Origin of the sequence: Microbacterium imperiale, from assembly GCF_017876655.1 — a bacterium.
Lineage (GTDB): Bacteria > Actinomycetota > Actinomycetes > Actinomycetales > Microbacteriaceae > Microbacterium > Microbacterium imperiale.
The window spans coordinates 1,149,257-1,165,546 of record NZ_JAGIOK010000001.1; the positions used below are offsets into that span (position 1 = coordinate 1,149,257).

The window sequence follows — 16,290 nt, forward strand, 5'->3', positions numbered from 1 at the left end:
CCGGCCCCGACCTCAGAACCGGATCACGGGGAGTTCGGCGACTCCACGGTGATGTCACCGGCGACGATCGACTCCTGCAGCGCGGTCAGCTCGTCGAGCAGGCCCTCGGGCAGCTGCGACTCGAAGTCGTGGAAGCTCGACAGCTTCACGCCCTCGTTCTCGAGCGTGCCGACGTAGGGCTCCACCTCGAAGTCGCCACCGGCGGCCTCGATGGTGGCGTCGCGCACGGCGACGTCGATGGCCTTCATGATCGAGACGAGCACGAGGTCGGCGACGGTCTCGTCGGCGACGGCCAGGTCGGTGTCGACGCCCAGCATGAGGGTGTCGGTGCCGCCGTCGGTGATCGCCGCGGCTGCGCTCTGGTAGACCGGGCCGCCGACGGGAAGGATGACGTCCGCGCCCTGGTCGAGCAGGTTCTGCGCCGTCTGCTTGGCCGTGTCGTTCGCCGCGAAGCCACCGGTGAACAGGCCCTCTTCGGTGCCCATGTCCCAACCGAGGACCTCGACGGAGCCGCCCTTGTCCTCGTTGTACTTCTCGACGCCGAGCTGGAAGCCGTCCATGAACACGGCGACCGACGGGATCTGCATGCCGCCGAAGGTGCCGACCTTGTTCACACCGCTCTGCTCCGACCATGCGGCGGCGGCGTAGCCACCGAGGTAGGCGGCCTCGGCCGTGTTGAACACGAGCGGCTTGATGTTCGGGGCGTCGGTCTCGCCGTTGAAGTCGTTGTCGGCGAGGTCGTCGATGATCGCGTAGTCGATCTCGGGGTTCGCCAGTGCCGACTCGACCGTGGCGGCCGAGAGGTTGAAGCCGACCGACACGATGAACGTGCAGCCCTCGGCGACGAGCTGCTCGAGGTTCGGCGCGTAGTCGTTGGGGGTGGTCGACTCGAGCTCGATGCCCTCGACGCCGAGCTCTTCGAGAGCGGCATCCATACCGGCCTTGGCCGACTGGTTGAACGACTTGTCGTTCCAGCCGCCCTCGTCCGAGATCAGGCAGGGAGTGAAGCCGTCGACGGCTTCGCCGGCGGCGTCGCCGGTCGAGCTCGCCTCGGGTGCGGATCCGCATCCGGCGAGAGCGACGAGAAGGCCCGCGGCGGCGGTGATGCCGACGAGCTTCTGAGGGGTCGAGAGAGTCAATGCAGCCTCCACATTGAAGGCGCCGCGGACTTCGCGGCGGCTGCATCGAAGTTACCCAGTGTTTCGCCGAGGGCGTACCTCCGAAGCCCCCCGCCTCGCGAATGGTTACAAAGACGCAATATGAGCGTCACAGAACGTCGCCGCGACCGGTCAGCTTGAGGGCGTCGACGACGTGCTTGACCCGCTGCGCGTTCTCGCTGGTGGTCACCAGGAGCGCGTCGGGGGTGTCGACCACGACGATGTCTTTGACGCCGATGAGGCTGATGACGCGGGAGGTGTGGCTCACGACGATGCCGCTGGCGGCATCGGAGAGGATGCGCGCGTTCTCGCCGAGGATGGCCAGGTCGTTCTTGCGGCCGTTGGAGTTGAGCTTGGCGAGGCTGGCGAAGTCGCCCACGTCGTCCCAGTCGAAGTGACCCGGAACGACGGCGAGCTTGCCCTTCTCGGCGGCCGGCTCGGCGACGACGTAGTCGATGGCGATCTTCTTCAGCGTCGGCCAGATGCGGTCGACGGCGGGGCCGCGCCGGTCGCGATCGTCCCACGCCTCGGCGAGCTCGAGCAGGCCGGCGTGCAGCTCCGGGCTGTTCGCCTCGATCTCGGCGAGCAGCACATCGGCGCGCGAGATGAACATTCCGGCATTCCACAGGTACGAGCGATCCGAGACGTAGGTGCGCGCGGTCTCGAGGTCGGGCTTCTCGACGAAGCGCTCCACGAGAGAGGCGTCACGGGCGCCCTCGACGATGAGCTCGCCGCCGCGCTTGATGTAGCCGAAGCCGACCGCGGGCTCGGAGGGGGTGATGCCGATCGTGCAGATGTAGCCCTCGCGCGCGACCTCGACCGCGTCGCGCACGGCGAACTCGAACACGCGAGTGCCGCGGATGACATGGTCGGCCGCGAACGAGCCGATGATCACGTCGGGGTGACGTCGATGCAGGATGGCCGCGGCCAGACCGATCGCGGCGGCGGAGTCGCGGGGCTCGGACTCGAGGAAGACGTTCTTGTCGGGGATGCCGGGCAGCTGGGCCTCGACCGCGGCTCGGTGCGCGCGACCCGTCACGACCGCGATGCGGTCCTGCCCGGCGAGGGGGGCGAGGCGGTCCCAGGTGTCACGCAGCAGCGAATGCCCTGACCCGGTGAGGTCGTGCAGGAACTTCGGGGCGTCGGCGCGCGAGAGCGGCCACAGCCTGCTGCCCACTCCACCGGCGGGGATGACGGCATAGAAGTCCGGAATCTCGTCGACCATGCTCCGAGAGTACCGGCGTGCGCGGACGACGCCCGGCGCAAGAACCCGGTTTCTTTAGGGTGCCCTTCGTCGCCCCCTTCGATTTTCCCGGCCTAGAATCGTTGTGCGCCCATGTGACGCCGGGGGTTGCCACAACCCCACCGGGGCATCGATCGCCCCCACGAACCGTGTTCGATCCAGGGAGGACGACCGTGTCTGCACCAGCACGCGTCACACCGTCGGTGGCCCAGACCACTTCCAAGACCCCGCGCGGCACGCTGTACCGCGGCAACGAGGGCATGTGGTCGTGGGTGCTCCACCGCATCACCGGCGTCGCCATCTTCTTCTTCCTCTTGGTCCACGTGCTCGACACCGCGCTGATCCGCGTGTCGCCCGAGGCCTACGACGCTGTCATCGGCACCTACAAGAACCCGATCATGGGGCTCGGCGAGGTCGCGCTGGTCGCCGCCATCGTCTACCACGCCTTCAACGGCCTGCGCATCATCGCCGTCGACCTGTGGCCGTGGGCCACCCGCCACCAGCGCCAGCTGTGGTGGGGCGTGCTCGCGGTGTGGGCCGTCACGGTGCTCGGCTTCGCCGCTCGCCACGTGCCGATCGTTCTCTCGGAGATTGGAGGGGGTCACTGATGACCGCCGACACCCTGGCCGCACCGCGCAGCCCGCAGGTCCGCAAGAAGGGCGCCAACCTCGAGAAATGGGGCTGGGTCTACATGCGCGCCTCAGGCGTGCTCCTGGTCGTGCTCATCTTCGGGCACCTGTTCGTCAACCTGATGCTCGGCGAGGGCATCAAGGGCATCGACTTCGCGTTCGTCGCCGGCAAGTTCGCCAGCCCGTTCTGGCAGTGGTGGGACGTGCTGATGCTGTGGCTCGCGCTGATCCACGGCGCCAACGGCATGCGGACGATCGTCAACGACTACGTCACGGGCGCCACCGCTCGAAAGGTCCTCGTGTGGGCCATCTGGCTCTCCGCCGCACTGCTGATCCTGCTGGGCACGCTCGTCGTGTTCACCTTCGACCCCTGCCTGGGCGTCACCGCGGACAGCATGCTCTGGGAGATGTGCCAGGGCTGACCCGGCGCACCCACGACGTGAATCACAGCAACGAAAGGCTCGCCGAGTGAGCACCGAGACCCCCGAGGTCGTCGTCAAGGACGGCATCCACTACCACCAGTTCGACATCGTGATCGTCGGTGCCGGCGGCGCCGGCATGCGTGCCGCGATCGAGGCCGGTCCGGGTGCGCGCACCGCGGTGATCTCGAAGCTCTACCCGACGCGCTCGCACACGGGTGCGGCCCAGGGCGGTATGGCGGCGGCGCTGGCCAACGTCGAAGAGGACTCGTGGGAGTGGCACACCTTCGACACGGTCAAGGGCGGCGACTACCTCGTCGACCAGGACGCGGCTGAGATCCTCGCCAAGGAGGCGATCGACGCCGTCATCGACCTCGAGAACATGGGCCTGCCGTTCAACCGCACGCCCGAGGGCAAGATCGACCAGCGCCGCTTCGGCGGGCACACCGCCGATCACGGCAAGTCCCCCGTCCGCCGCGCCTGCTACGCGGCGGACCGCACGGGCCACATGATCCTGCAGACGCTCTTCCAGAACTGCGTCAAGCTCGGCATCAACTTCTTCAACGAGTACTACGTGCTCGACCTGATCACCGTCACCGCCGCCGACGGCAGCACGCAGACGGCGGGTGTGGTCGCGTACGACCTCGCCACCGGCGACCTGCACGTCTTCCACTCGAAGGCGGTCATCTTCGCCACCGGCGGCTTCGGCAAGATCTACAAGACGACCTCCAACGCCCACACGCTCACCGGCGATGGCGTCGGCATCGTCTGGCGCAAGGGCCTCCCCCTCGAGGACATGGAGTTCTTCCAGTTCCACCCGACCGGCCTCGCCGGTCTCGGCATCCTCCTGACTGAGGGCGCACGCGGCGAGGGCGCGATCCTGCGCAACGCGTCGGGCGAGCGCTTCATGGAGCGCTACGCCCCCACGATCAAGGACCTCGCTCCGCGCGACATCGTCTCGCGCTGCATGCAGCAGGAGGTCGCCGAGGGCCGCGGCGCCGGTCCGCACCGCGACTACGTGCTGCTCGACTGCACCCACCTGGGCGCCGAGGTGCTCGAGACCAAGCTCCCCGACATCACCGAGTTCGCGCGCACCTACCTCGGCGTCGACCCCGTCGTCAAGCCGGTGCCGGTGATGCCGACGGCGCACTACGCCATGGGCGGCATCCCCACCAACGTCAAGGCCGAGGTTCTCGCCGACAACACCACGGTCGTGCCCGGCCTGTACGCCGCCGGCGAGTGCGCCTGCGTCTCGGTGCACGGCTCCAACCGCCTCGGCACCAACTCGCTGCTCGACATCAACGTCTTCGGCAAGCGCGCCGGACGCAACGCGGTCGAGTACGTCAAGACGGCCGACTTCGTGCCGCTTCCCGACGACCCGGCCGCGGGTGTGCGCGACCTCATCGAGGGCGTGCGCAACAACGCGGGCACCGAGCGCATCGCCGTGCTGCGCAAGACCCTGCAGGACGAGATGGACAAGGGCGCGCAGGTCTTCCGCACCGAGGAGTCGCTGCTGCACGTCATGGACGTCATCGCGGACCTTCGCGAGCGGTTCAAGAACATCCACGTCGACGACAAGGGCAAGCGGTTCAACACCGACCTGCTCGAGGCGGTCGAGCTGGGCTTCCTCCTCGACATCGCCGAGGTCGTCGTCGTGGCCGCCCGCAACCGCAAGGAGAGCCGCGGCGGTCACATGCGCGACGACTTCCCCTCGCGCGACGACGAGAACTACATGCAGCACACGATGGCGTACCTCTCGGGCGACCCGCACTCCTCGCACGCCGAGGACCACATCCGTCTGGACTGGAAGCCCGTCGTCTTCACCAAGAACGAGGCGGGCGAACTGCGGTACCCGCCGCTGGAAAGGAAGTACTGATGACCCTCGTCGCCCCCGAGACGGAAGTCACGAACGACACCGGCATCCAGTCGTTCCTCGTCACCTTCATCATCCGCCGGTTCGACCCCGAGGTCGACGCCGAGCCGCGCTGGGTGGACTACGACGTCGAGCTGTACTCGACCGACCGCGTGCTCGATGCGCTCCACAAGATTAAGTGGGAGGTCGACGGCTCGCTGACCTTCCGCCGCTCGTGCGCGCACGGCATCTGCGGGTCGGACGCGATGCGCATCAACGGCCGCAACCGGCTCGCGTGCAAGACCCTGATCAAGGACCTCGACATCTCGCAGCCGATCTACGTCGAGGCGATCAAGGGCCTGCCGCTCGAGAAGGACCTCGTCGTCGACATGGAGCCGTTCTTCGCCTCCTACCGCGACGTGCAGCCCTTCCTCATCGCGAACTCGAAGCCCGAGGCGGGCAAGGAGCGCATCCAGACGATCGCCGACCGCGAGATCTTCGACGACACCACCAAGTGCATCCTGTGCGCCGCGTGCACGTCGTCGTGCCCCGTGTTCTGGACCGACGGGCAGTACTTCGGCCCCGCCGCGATCGTCAACGCGCACCGCTTCATCTTCGACTCGCGTGACGACGCGGGCGATGTGCGTCTCGACATCCTCAACGACAAGGAAGGCGTGTGGCGCTGCCGCACGACCTTCAACTGCACCGAGGCGTGCCCCCGCGGCATCGAGGTGACCAAGGCGATCGCCGAGGTCAAGCAGGCGGTTCTGCGCGGCCGGTGACGGGCGCGGCCTGCCGGGCCACCCGTCGCCGCGCCCCGCGGCCGGTACATTCGAGGGTGTGACCACCGATCCGTCGAGCGCCGACGCGCTGCGCGATCGGTGGGACTCCTCGCGGCTGCGCGAGCGCCTCGACCAGCCGATCGAGCGCGCGACCACGATCACCCGCCGCACGCTCGGCTGGTTCCCGATCCGGGTCTGGCGCCACTTCTTGCGCCACAACGGGTTCCTGCTCGCGGCGAGCATCAGCTATCAGTCGCTGTTCGCGCTCTTCGCGACGCTGTACTCCGCGTTCGCGGTCGTCGGCCTCTGGCTCGGCGGCTCGTCGGCCGCGATCGACGCGCTCATCCGCGTCGTCAACTCGTACATCCCCGAGCTGATCTCGACCGGCGGTCCCGTCTCGCCCGACGACGTGACCGCTATCGCCCGCGACAGCGGCAGCGTGCTCGCCGTCACCGGCGCCGTGGCTCTCTCGGTCGCCGTCTGGACCGCGATCGGTTTCGTCACGTTCACCCGGCGGGCGGTGCGCGACATCTTCGGGCTGCCGTTCGACACGCGCAACTACGTCCTGCTGAAGCTGCGCGACTTCGGCGCCGCGATCCTGTTCGGACTGGCACTCGTCCTGGGCGCGGCGCTGGGTCTGGTCGCCGGCGGTGTCGTGCGCCAGGTCTTCGACTTCTTCGACGTGCCGTACGAGTCGATCACCATCGACGTGCTGAGCCGCCTGGCGTCGGTGCTCGTCGCGATCGTCCTGAACGCCGCGGCACTGACCGGACTGATCCGGTTCCTCACCGGGACCTCGCTGCCGTGGCGCACGATCATGCCGGGAGCCCTCTTCGGCGGCGTCACGCTCAGCCTGCTGCAGCTCGGCGCCGGCTTCCTCGCCGTCTACTCCCCCACCAACCCCCTGCTGGCGACGTTCTCGGTGCTGATCGGCTTCCTCCTGTGGCTGCGCCTGGCGGGGATCGTCATGCTCGTCGCGGCGTCGTGGGTGGCCGTATCGGCGGCCGACGACGACATCCCGCTCGTGGTGAAGACCGACGAGGAGCGGCGCGCCGACGAGCGTCGCGCTCTGCGGCTGATCGCCGAGGCCCAGGTTCGGGATGCCGAGCGCGCACTCGCGGACGCCGGCTGGTGGCGACGCGCCTCGGCACGCCGCGCCGTCCGGCAGGCGCGCGCCCTGCTCGCGCGGCTCGACGAGAACGAGGCGGGCACGCCCGGGTGACGCGTCGGGAGCGGCTGTGTCGCCGGCCCCGGTTACGCTGACACGCGTGTCACGCCAGCTCCGCATCGCCTCCGTCAACGTCAACGGCATCCGCGCCGCCGCCCGCAAAGGCATGCACGACTGGCTCGAGACGGCCGATGTCGACATCCTGACGCTGCAAGAGGTGCGCGCCCAGGCTTCCGACCTCGCCGCCGCCCTGCCCGGGTGGCACTTCGTCGCCGACGAGGCGCTGGCGAAGGGCCGCGCGGGCGTCGCGATCGCCGCCCGTGAGCCTCTCGACGTCTGGCGCATCGAGCTCGGCGACGACGACCTCGACTCGAAGGGACGCTGGGTCGAGGCCGACATCGAGGTCGCCGGCGAGCACCTCACCGTGGTGAGCGCCTACGTGTTCACGGGCGAGGCCGACACCGACAAGCAGGTGGCGAAGTACGCGTTCCTCGACGCGATGGAGAGCCGGATGCCGCACCTCGGCCCCCTCGCCGTCATCACCGGCGACCTCAACGTCGGGCACCGCGAGTTCGACATCCGCAACTGGAAGGGAAACCGCAAGAAGGCCGGCTTCCTGCCGCGCGAGCGCGCCTACTTCGACCGTTTCACCGGCCCCACGGGCGAGCCGGTCGCGACGGTCGACGGCGAGACCGGAACGGGCCTGGGCTGGGTCGACGTCGGCCGCCGCTTCGCCGGCGAGGTCGACGGGCCGTACACGTGGTGGTCGAACCGCGGCAAGGCGTTCGACACCGACACCGGCTGGCGGATCGACTACCACCTCGCGACGCCCGCCCTCGCCGAGCGCGTCGCCGACTACCGGGTCGTGCGCGCCCCCTCGTGGGACACGCGCTGGAGCGACCACGCACCGGTCGTCGCCGACTACGTCTTCCCCGGCTGAGGGCCGCTCCGCGGCGCCCCGGCCCGCCCGTAGACTCGTGTGGTGACCAAGCCCCGCCTGTACTCCGGAATGCAGCCGTCCGCCGATTCGCTCCAGATCGGCAACTACATCGGGGCTCTCATGCAGTGGCGCGATCTGCAGCAGACCTACGACGCCTTCTTCTCCGTCGTCGACTTGCACGCTCTCACGCAGCCCAACGACCCCGCCGAGCTCCGCGCGAAGACCCGGCGCACGGCGGCGCAGTACATCGCCGCGGGCATCGAGCCGTCGCGGTCGACCCTGTACGTGCAGTCGCACGTGCGCGCGCACGCCGAGCTCGCCTGGATCCTCTCGACGCTCACCGGCTTCGGCGAGGCCGGCCGGATGACGCAGTTCAAGGACAAGTCGCAGCGCTACGGCGCCGAGGCGACGTCGGTGGGCCTGTTCACCTATCCGGTGCTCATGGCCGCCGACATCCTGCTCTACCAGACCGACATCGTCCCGGTCGGCGACGACCAGAAGCAGCATGTCGAGCTCACCCGCACCCTGGCGGAGCGGTTCAACTCCCGCTACGGCGAGACGTTCCGCGTGCCGATGCCCGTCATCCAGCAGGACACCGCGCGCATCTACGACCTGCAGAACCCGACGTCGAAGATGTCGAAGTCGGCCGAGTCCGATGCCGGTGTGCTGTGGCTGCTGGACGACCCGAAGGTCTCGGCGAAGAAGATCATGCGGGCCGTGACCGACTCCGAAGGCTCCGTGCGCTACGACCGTGACAACAAGCCCGGGGTGTCGAACCTCCTCGTCATCTACGCGGCCCTGACCGGCCGCCAGATCCCCGCGATCGAGGACGAGTACGCAGGCCGCGGGTACGGCGACTTCAAGAAGGGTCTCGCCGAGGTCGTGGTCGCAGAGTTCGGACCGGTGCGCGAGCGCGCGCTCGAGCTGCTCGACGACCCCGCCGAGCTCGACCGCGTCCTGGCAGCGAATGCCGCCCGCGCCGACGAGGTGGCCGACGGCACCCTCGCCGACGTCTACGACAAGATGGGACTTCTGCGCCGTGTCTGAGCCCGAGGCATCCGAGTCGGTCGCGTCCGAGTCTGTCGCGTCGCCGTCGCCCGCGGACGGCTCCGTGACGCCTCCGGCCGAGCCGGCGCCGGAGCTCGTCGCCGAGCTCGACGCGGCCGCCGCCGCATCCAAGAGCGCACCGTCCGATGTGGCCGTGCAGGAACGTCTCTGGCGCGCCGCTTTCGCGCTCGACCGATGGCTGTTCCTCGCGCGCGGCTCGGACGATGAGCCGACGCCGTTCGCGCTGCGCACCGACGAGGGCGCCGTCATCTTCGCGTTCTCGACCGCCGACCGGGCCCACGCCGCCGCGCTCGAGTTCGGCCTGCCCGAGGACGAGGCCGCGCGGATGCTCGCCGTCCCGTTGCCGGCCGCCGCCGCGTGGGTGGCCTCGTACGCCGAGTCCGGCGTGGAGGCGATGGTCTTCGACGCGCCCGGCAACGGCGCGATGGCACCGCTGTCGAACCTCGCGGCGATGGCCGTCTACATCTCGCAGAACCCGGCCTGAACGGCATCCGGCGGCTCGGTAGGGTCGGAAGGGTCGGTCGCAGCGCTGTGTCCCGTCGGAGATGTCCCGTCGACAGGCTGAGCGCCGTACTCATCGCCCGCTGAGCCCCGGAGACCGCGCTGAGCCTGTGGACGGCACAGCTCGCGCGTTCGACCTCAGCGACCGCGAACCGGCTGCGGTCCGCGCGCGAGGAGCCCGCGAACAGCTGCGAGCACCCGCTCCGGCCGCCACATGATGTCGGCGGCCATGGGTCGCAGCGTCACGTACCCCAGGGCGGCCGCCGCCAGGTCGCGTGCGCTGTCTCGGCGACGCGCGTCGAGTCCGGCGTGGTGGGCCTCGCTGTCGCACTCGACGATCAACCAGCCGTCCACGAGCAGGTCGACGCGTCCGACCCCGGCGATGCGCACCTGCACCTCGACCGTCCGGGCTATCCCCCGCAGCAGCAGGCGCATGAGCGTCTCGGGTCCCGATTCCGCCCGCGCATCGATGAGACGCCGCAACGGCGAGTACTTCACCGGCAGAGCCGCGAAGACGACGGCGAGATCGGACTCATCCAGCACTCCCTGGTGCAGGGCGCTGTCGATCGTCGCGACGGCCGCGCGCGGCGGCTGGCACTCCACCGCCCGCACGACAGCATCGACGATGCCCGAGCACACGTGATGCCGGGCGCGCGGATCGAGCGGCGGCGTCCAGTGCAGCACGGGTCGCTCGAAACGGTCACCGGCGATGTCCGGCACCCGCGACGCGGTGCGGGGCAGTTGGACGTGCGGACCGCTGCGATCGAGCACGAACACGTCCGCCAGCCGCAGCAAGCTCACGCAGGTCAGCCGGCCACCCAGGGCAACGGCCGTCACGACCGGCTCCGGGACGTCCGCAGCCAGGTACGACCCCCGACGCGGACGGAGGAGTCGCCCGGCGGCGACCGCCTCGGCCATGTCGCGCTTCCGAAGGCCGTCAGCGCGCAGCTCGGCCGACGACCATCGCCGCAGATTCAGGATCTCGGCGGGGTGCGAGGGCGACGCGGTGCGATGGCTCATCCGGACACCGTGCCGCGACGCGTGCGGGCTCCCGCCGGCGGCGGCCCGAATTGTGAGCCGTTCGCCGCCGTCAAGCGTTGGGGGTGCGGCGACGTCGTTGTGCCGTCGACAGGCTGAGATAGGCGCCCGCCCGCGAATCCCGACCCTAAGCGGGCGCTGAGCCTGTGGACGGCACACGCACCGGCTGCCACAGCCACAGCCACAGCCACAGCCACAGCCACAGCCACAGCCACAGCCATAGCCACAGCCACACCGGTCGGTAGGGTCGGCACATGCGACCGGTGACCCTGCGAACCGCCCGGCTCGAGCTGTCGATCCCGACGACCGCCGACGTCGATGCCATCACCGCCGCAGCCCAGGACCCGGAGGTCCCGCGGTGGACGACCGTGCCCTCGCCGTACCACCGGTCTCACGCCGAGGAGTTCGTCGCGAAGGCGGCGACCTGGTGGGACGAGCAGAGCGAGCTGACGTGGGGCATCCGCGTGAACGGCGCGTGGGTCGGCATGATCGGGCTGCACGGCACGACGCCGGGCGGGGCGGCCGAGATCGGGTTCTGGATGAGCGCTCCCACGCGCGGTCACGGGTACCTGACCGAGGCGGCGCGCGCGGTGATCGACTTCGGTTTCGCCGATCCGCTGTCGCTCGCGCGCATCCAGTGGCGCGCGATCGTCGGCAACGTCGCGTCGGCGCGCACCGCGCGAAGCCTGGGCTTCCACTACGAGGGTCTGCTCCGCCAGGGGCTGTCGGATCCGCGGGGCCGCCACGACGGGTGGATCGCCGCGCTCCTTCCCACCGACGACCGCGCCCCGCAGCCGTGGCCGGTCCTCGGCGACGACGCAAGCCGGGTGCCGCGCGGGGGTGGTGCGTGACAGGATGACGCCATGCCCGAGATGCCGGAAGTGCAGGGACTCGTCGACTACCTCGGCGAGCGCCTCGCCGGGCGCCGCGTCACGAAGGCGCGGATCAGCGCGATCTCGGCATTGAAGACCTACGATCCGCCGATCGAGTCGCTCGAAGGCACGACGGTCGTCGCGACCTCTCGTCATGGCAAGTTCGTCGACCTGTCCACCGATGCCGGAACGCACCTCGTGTTCCACCTCGCGAAGGCGGGCTGGTTGCGCTGGTACGACCTGCTTCCGTCGACCGTCATCCGCCCGGGCAAGACGCCCATCGCGCTGCGCGTCGGTTTCGACGACGACTCGGGCTTCGACCTCACCGAGGCCGGCACGAAGAAGTCCCTCGCCGTGTACGTGGTGCGCGACCCCGCCGAGGTGCCGGGCATCGCCCGCCTCGGCCCCGACCCGCTCGATCCTTCGTTCGACCGCGCTGCCCTCGCGAGCCTGCTCGCCGGTCGCCGCACCCAGATCAAGGGCGTGCTGCGCGATCAGTCGATCATCGCGGGTATCGGCAACGCCTACTCGGACGAGATCCTGCACGCCGCAAAGATGTCGCCGTACGCGCTGGCGGGGAACCTCGACGACGGCGAGATCGACCGCCTGTATGCCGCGCTGTCGGCCACTCTGGCCGAGGCCGTCGCTGCGGCATCCGGCAAGCCCCCCGCCGATCTGAAGGACGCCAAGCGTCGCGGCATGCGGGTGCACGGGCGCCGGGGCGAGGCGTGCCCGGTCTGCGGCGACGAGGTGCGCAGCGTCTTCTTCGCCGACAACAGCCTCGAGTACTGCCCCACCTGCCAGACCGGCGGCAAGCTGCTCGCCGATCGCCGGCTCTCACGCCTGCTCAAGTGACGGCAGAAGTCGGGAATGCCGCCCGCACCGCCGCGTTGAGTACGATCGGAGTATTGAACGTGCTCCGGGGTCGGTGAGAATCCGAACCGGCGGTGAGAGTCCGCGACCCTCGAGGCCCTCGGGCCGAGAGGTTGATCCGGTGGAATTCCGGGACCGACGGTGATGCGACGCGAGTCGCGAGTCCGGATGAGAGGCAGCACGGCAGCGTTCGCGCTGCGCGCGCCCGCCCGCGTCCCCGGAGACTGACCGAAGGACGAAGGATGCCGGGCATCACCGATCGCGAGACCGCGGCGATGCAGCGTGCGTTCGAGATCGCACTGCGCGGTCCCCGCGGCGCGAATCCGCAGGTCGGTGCCGTCTTGCTGCGGCCGGACGGCACGGTGCTCGCCGAGGGCTGGCACCGCGGCGCCGGCACCCCGCACGCCGAGGTCGACGCGCTCTCGCGCATCTCGCCCGACGACGCCCGCGGCGCGACCGCGGTGGTGAGTCTCGAGCCCTGCAACCACACGGGGCGCACCGGCCCGTGCGCCGTCGCCCTCATCGAGGCGGGCATCGCCCGCGTCGTCTACGCCGTGTCGGATCCGGGCGACGCGTCCTCGGGCGGCGCCCGCCGCCTGCGCGAGGCCGGCGTCGACGTCGTCGGCGGCGTCCTCGAGGCCGCGGGCCGGGAGCTCATCGACGGGTGGCTGACCGTGCAGCGCCTCGGCCGACCGCATGTGACGGTCAAGTGGGCGCAGTCGCTCGACGGCCGGGCCGCGGCGGCAGACGGCACGAGCCAATGGATCACCGGTCCTGCCGCGCGGGCCGACGTGCATCGGCGGCGCAGCGAGGCGGACGCCATCGTCGTGGGCACGGGCACGCTCCTCGCGGACGACCCCGCCCTCACCGCCCGCCGCCCCGACGGCACGCTCTACGACGAGCAGCCGATGCCCGTGATCCTCGGCGCGCGCGGCATCCCGGACGACGCGCTCGTGCAGCGGCATCCGCGCCCCCTGCTGCACCGTGACGGCGAGAACCTCGGGGGCGAGAGCCCGAACGGACCCTCGCTCATGACCGAACTGCGCGAGCTCGGAGTGCAGCGCGTGTTCGTCGAGGGCGGCCCGACGATCGCGAGCGCGTTCCTGCGCGCGGGGCTCGCCGATGAGATCCTCGCCTACGTCGCGCCGACGCTGCTCGGGCTCGGTGCCGATGGCTCCGACCGTCCCGCGCTGCGCTCGCTCGGCGTCGAGACGATCGACCAGCAGCGCCGCCTGCGAGTGACATCCGTTCAGACGCTCGGCGACGATCTGCTGATCGTCGCCGCCCCCGAGACATCCCCGGCAGAAGGAGACGCCTGATGTTCACCGGAATCATCGAAGAGCTCGGCGAGGTCATCGCGACCGACCCGTCCGGCGACGGCGTGCGGATCACCGTGCGCGCGCCGAAGGCGGTGTCGGATGCCGCCCACGGCGACTCCATCGCCGTCAGCGGCGTCTGCCTCACCGTCGTCGACCAGGGCGCCGACTGGTTCACCGCCGATGTCATGCGTCAGACCCTCGACGTCTCGAGCCTTGCCGGGGTCGCGCCCGGCCGGGCCGTGAACCTCGAGCGCGCGCTCGCGGCGCACACGCGCCTCGGCGGCCACATCGTGCAGGGCCACGTCGACGGACTGGGCCGCGTGCTCGAGGTCCGTCCCGGCGAGCAGTGGCGCGTGCTGCGCATCTCGCTGCCCCTCGACCTGGCACCGCTGGTCGTCGACAAGGGGTCGATCACGGTCGACGGCGTCTCGCTGACCGTGAGCGCGGTGAGCCCCGCCGACACGGCCGAGCAGTGGTTCGAGGTCTCGCTCATCCCCGAGACCCTCGCCGCGACGACCCTCGGCGACCGCGCCGCGGCTGACACCGTCAACCTCGAGACCGACATCCTGGCCCGTCACGTCCAGCGGCTGCTGGCATTCACCTCACCCGTTTCGAACGAAGGAGGCTCGCGATGAGCCTTTCTCCCCTGTCCGCCGCGCTCGACGCGCTGCGCGCCGGCAAGCCGATCATCGTCGCGGACGATGAGAACCGCGAGAACGAAGGCGACGTCATCCTGTCGGCAGCCCTCGCGACCCCCGAATGGATCGCCTGGACCGTGCGGCACTCGAGCGGCTTCATCTGCGCGCCCATGCCGGCCGAGTGGGCCGACCGCCTCGACCTGCCGCCGATGGTCGAGACGAACGAGGATGCCCGCGGCACGGCGTACACCGTCTCGGTGGATGCCGCCGAGGGCGTGACGACGGGCATCAGCGCCGCCGACCGTGCACGGACGCTCACGGTTCTCGCCGACCCCGCGTCGACTCCGAGCAGTGTCATCCGCCCGGGTCACATCCTGCCGCTGCGCGCCGTCGACGGCGGCGTGCGCGAGCGCAGCGGCCACACCGAGGCCGCCGTCGAGCTCATGCGACTGGCCGGCCTCGAACCGGTCGGCGCGATCGCCGAGATCGTCGCCGAGGACGGCTCGATGATGCGGATGCCGGGGCTGCTCGAGCTCGGCGCCCGCGACGGCATCCCGGTGATCACGATCGAGCAGCTCATCGCCCACCTGAACGAGGTCGACCCGCGCCCGACCAGCGCCGAGGCGGCGCACCGTCGGCGCGTGAGTCTGCGCGCCGAGGCTCAGGTGCCCACGTCCCACGGCACGTTCCGCTTCCTCGCCTACAAGGACCGCATCACGGGCACCGACCACATCGCGGTCGTCTCGGGCGATCTCACCGGCGGCGCCCCGCTCGTGCGCGTGCACTCCGAGTGCCTGACCGGCGAGGCCTTCGGGTCGCTGAAGTGCGAGTGCGGTCCGCAGCTCGATGCCGCTCTCGACGCGATCGACCGCGACGGCGGCATCGTCATCTACATGCGCGGACACGAGGGCCGCGGCATCGGTCTGATCAACAAGCTGCGCGCGTACCAGCTGCAGGAGCGCGGCCTCGACACGCTCGACGCGAACCTCGCGCTGGGCCTGCCCGCTGACGCGCGCGACTACGCGGCGGCCGCCGGCATCCTGGCCGATCTCGGTGTCGACAGCATCCGCCTGCTGACGAACAACTCCGACAAGGTGTCGCAGCTGCGTGCGCTCGGGCTCGACATCGCCGAGCAGGTGCCGCTGCTGGTGGGCGTGGGCGCCAACAACCACCAGTACCTGGCGACCAAGCGCGCCCGCATGGGGCACATCATCGACGAGGCCGAGCTCGACGCCGCCCTCGCCCGCGGCGGGGCGCCCGCCGACCAGACCATCGACGACCGACAGAACTCGGAGAACATCGCATGAGCGGACACGGAGCCCCCGATCGGCAGCCCATCGACGCGAGCGACCTGAAGGTCGTCGTCGTCGCGGGTGAATGGCACGACGTCATCAGCGACGGCCTCATCGCGGGCGCCGAACGCGTGCTCGAGGAGTCCGGCGCGGCCTGGCGACTCGTGCGCGTGCCCGGCTCGTTCGAGCTGCCCGTCGTGGCCAAGGCGGCGCTCGATGCCGGCGCCGACGCCGTCGTCGCTCTCGGTGTGATCATCCGCGGCGGCACGCCCCACTTCGACTTCGTCTCGTCGGCGGCGACCGACGGGCTCACCCGCGTCGCGCTCGACACCGGAAAGCCCGTCGGGTTCGGCGTGCTCACGCTCGACGACGAGGCGCAGGGAATCGATCGCGCCGGGCTCCCCGGCTCGAAGGAGGACAAGGGGGCCGAGGCCGCCGATGCCGCGCTGCGCACCGCACTGACGCTGCGTTCGCTGCGCGGCTGACACATCTCCGGCAC

At 70.3% G+C, this 16,290-nt stretch carries 18 protein-coding genes and 1 riboswitch; of the genes, 14 read left to right on the forward strand and 4 right to left on the reverse strand.

Annotation, left to right across the window (positions count from 1 at the left end):
- Window positions 1–23 precede the first annotated feature (23 nt).
- Window positions 24–1,139 (reverse strand): BMP family lipoprotein, encoded by a 1,116-nt coding sequence (locus JOF37_RS05705; protein ID WP_210005932.1) that lies wholly within the window; start codon window positions 1,137–1,139, stop codon window positions 24–26.
- Between the two features lie 127 nt (window positions 1,140–1,266).
- Window positions 1,267–2,382, reverse strand: a complete 1,116-nt coding sequence (locus JOF37_RS05710; RefSeq protein WP_210005934.1) for a mannose-1-phosphate guanylyltransferase — start codon at window positions 2,380–2,382, stop codon at window positions 1,267–1,269.
- A gap of 191 nt (window positions 2,383–2,573) precedes the next feature.
- Between JOF37_RS05710 and sdhC the strand changes: the two genes are divergently transcribed.
- Genes sdhC through JOF37_RS05750 form a run of 8 tightly spaced genes read left to right on the forward strand, consistent with a single transcriptional unit; the run spans window position 2,574 to window position 9,742 of the window.
- The gene (sdhC, locus tag JOF37_RS05715) at window positions 2,574–3,008 is read left to right on the forward strand and encodes a succinate dehydrogenase, cytochrome b556 subunit (protein WP_210005936.1); all 435 of its coding nucleotides are present in this window, start codon (window positions 2,574–2,576) and stop codon (window positions 3,006–3,008) included.
- Window positions 3,008–3,451: a succinate dehydrogenase hydrophobic membrane anchor subunit gene (locus tag JOF37_RS05720; RefSeq protein ID WP_210005938.1), complete on the forward strand. Its 444-nt coding sequence runs from the start codon at window positions 3,008–3,010 to the stop codon at window positions 3,449–3,451. The genes sdhC and JOF37_RS05720 overlap by 1 nt, the downstream gene beginning before the upstream one ends.
- A 46-nt stretch (window positions 3,452–3,497) precedes the next feature.
- Window positions 3,498–5,324, forward strand: coding sequence for a succinate dehydrogenase flavoprotein subunit (gene sdhA, locus JOF37_RS05725; protein ID WP_210005948.1), 1,827 nt, complete (start codon window positions 3,498–3,500; stop codon window positions 5,322–5,324).
- Window positions 5,324–6,082 carry a succinate dehydrogenase iron-sulfur subunit gene (locus JOF37_RS05730; RefSeq protein WP_210005950.1) on the forward strand — a complete coding sequence of 253 codons (759 nt, stop codon included), beginning with the start codon at window positions 5,324–5,326 and terminating at the stop codon, window positions 6,080–6,082. Before sdhA ends, JOF37_RS05730 begins: the two co-directional genes overlap by 1 nt.
- A 58-nt stretch (window positions 6,083–6,140) precedes the next feature.
- Window positions 6,141–7,304, forward strand: coding sequence for a YihY/virulence factor BrkB family protein (locus tag JOF37_RS05735; RefSeq protein ID WP_210005952.1), 1,164 nt, complete (start codon window positions 6,141–6,143; stop codon window positions 7,302–7,304).
- A 46-nt stretch (window positions 7,305–7,350) separates the two neighbouring features.
- Window positions 7,351–8,190 (forward strand): exodeoxyribonuclease III, encoded by an 840-nt coding sequence (locus tag JOF37_RS05740; protein ID WP_210005953.1) that lies wholly within the window; start codon window positions 7,351–7,353, stop codon window positions 8,188–8,190.
- Between the two features lie 42 nt (window positions 8,191–8,232).
- Entirely contained in the window at window positions 8,233–9,237 is a 1,005-nt protein-coding gene (trpS, locus tag JOF37_RS05745; RefSeq protein WP_372445416.1) for a tryptophan--tRNA ligase, read from the forward strand.
- A complete protein-coding gene (locus JOF37_RS05750) occupies window positions 9,230–9,742 on the forward strand; it encodes a hypothetical protein (RefSeq protein WP_245338105.1) in 513 nt (170 codons plus the stop codon). The genes trpS and JOF37_RS05750 overlap by 8 nt, the downstream gene beginning before the upstream one ends.
- A 155-nt stretch (window positions 9,743–9,897) precedes the next feature.
- Here JOF37_RS05750 and JOF37_RS05755 read toward each other — a convergent pair whose 3' ends face one another.
- Entirely contained in the window at window positions 9,898–10,779 is an 882-nt protein-coding gene (locus JOF37_RS05755) for an endonuclease domain-containing protein (protein ID WP_210005955.1), read from the reverse strand.
- Window positions 10,780–10,924: 145 nt separating this feature from the next.
- Entirely contained in the window at window positions 10,925–11,053 is a 129-nt protein-coding gene (locus JOF37_RS15660; protein WP_276512778.1) for a hypothetical protein, read from the reverse strand.
- On the opposite strand from JOF37_RS15660, the gene JOF37_RS05760 reads away from it, so the two are divergent.
- The 6 genes from JOF37_RS05760 to ribH all read left to right on the forward strand — a co-directional run bounded on the left by JOF37_RS05760 (window position 11,052) and on the right by ribH (window position 16,276).
- Window positions 11,052–11,648, forward strand: a complete 597-nt coding sequence (locus tag JOF37_RS05760; protein ID WP_210005956.1) for a GNAT family N-acetyltransferase — start codon at window positions 11,052–11,054, stop codon at window positions 11,646–11,648. The genes JOF37_RS15660 and JOF37_RS05760 overlap by 2 nt on opposite strands.
- A 12-nt stretch (window positions 11,649–11,660) precedes the next feature.
- Entirely contained in the window at window positions 11,661–12,524 is an 864-nt protein-coding gene (locus tag JOF37_RS05765) for an Fpg/Nei family DNA glycosylase (RefSeq protein ID WP_210005957.1), read from the forward strand.
- A gap of 56 nt (window positions 12,525–12,580) precedes the next feature.
- Window positions 12,581–12,727, forward strand: a riboswitch (FMN riboswitch).
- A 57-nt stretch (window positions 12,728–12,784) separates the two neighbouring features.
- Complete coding sequence (gene ribD, locus JOF37_RS05770; RefSeq protein ID WP_210005958.1) at window positions 12,785–13,861, forward strand: bifunctional diaminohydroxyphosphoribosylaminopyrimidine deaminase/5-amino-6-(5-phosphoribosylamino)uracil reductase RibD; 1,077 nt, start codon at window positions 12,785–12,787, stop codon at window positions 13,859–13,861.
- On the forward strand, window positions 13,861–14,496 hold the full coding sequence (locus tag JOF37_RS05775; protein WP_210005959.1) for a riboflavin synthase: 636 nt from the start codon (window positions 13,861–13,863) through the stop codon (window positions 14,494–14,496). The genes ribD and JOF37_RS05775 overlap by 1 nt, the downstream gene beginning before the upstream one ends.
- The gene (gene ribA / locus JOF37_RS05780) at window positions 14,493–15,806 is read left to right on the forward strand and encodes a GTP cyclohydrolase II (RefSeq protein WP_210005962.1); all 1,314 of its coding nucleotides are present in this window, start codon (window positions 14,493–14,495) and stop codon (window positions 15,804–15,806) included. The genes JOF37_RS05775 and ribA overlap by 4 nt, the downstream gene beginning before the upstream one ends.
- Complete coding sequence (gene ribH / locus JOF37_RS05785; protein ID WP_210005964.1) at window positions 15,803–16,276, forward strand: 6,7-dimethyl-8-ribityllumazine synthase; 474 nt, start codon at window positions 15,803–15,805, stop codon at window positions 16,274–16,276. Before ribA ends, ribH begins: the two co-directional genes overlap by 4 nt.
- The last annotated feature ends 14 nt before the right edge of the window (window positions 16,277–16,290 follow it).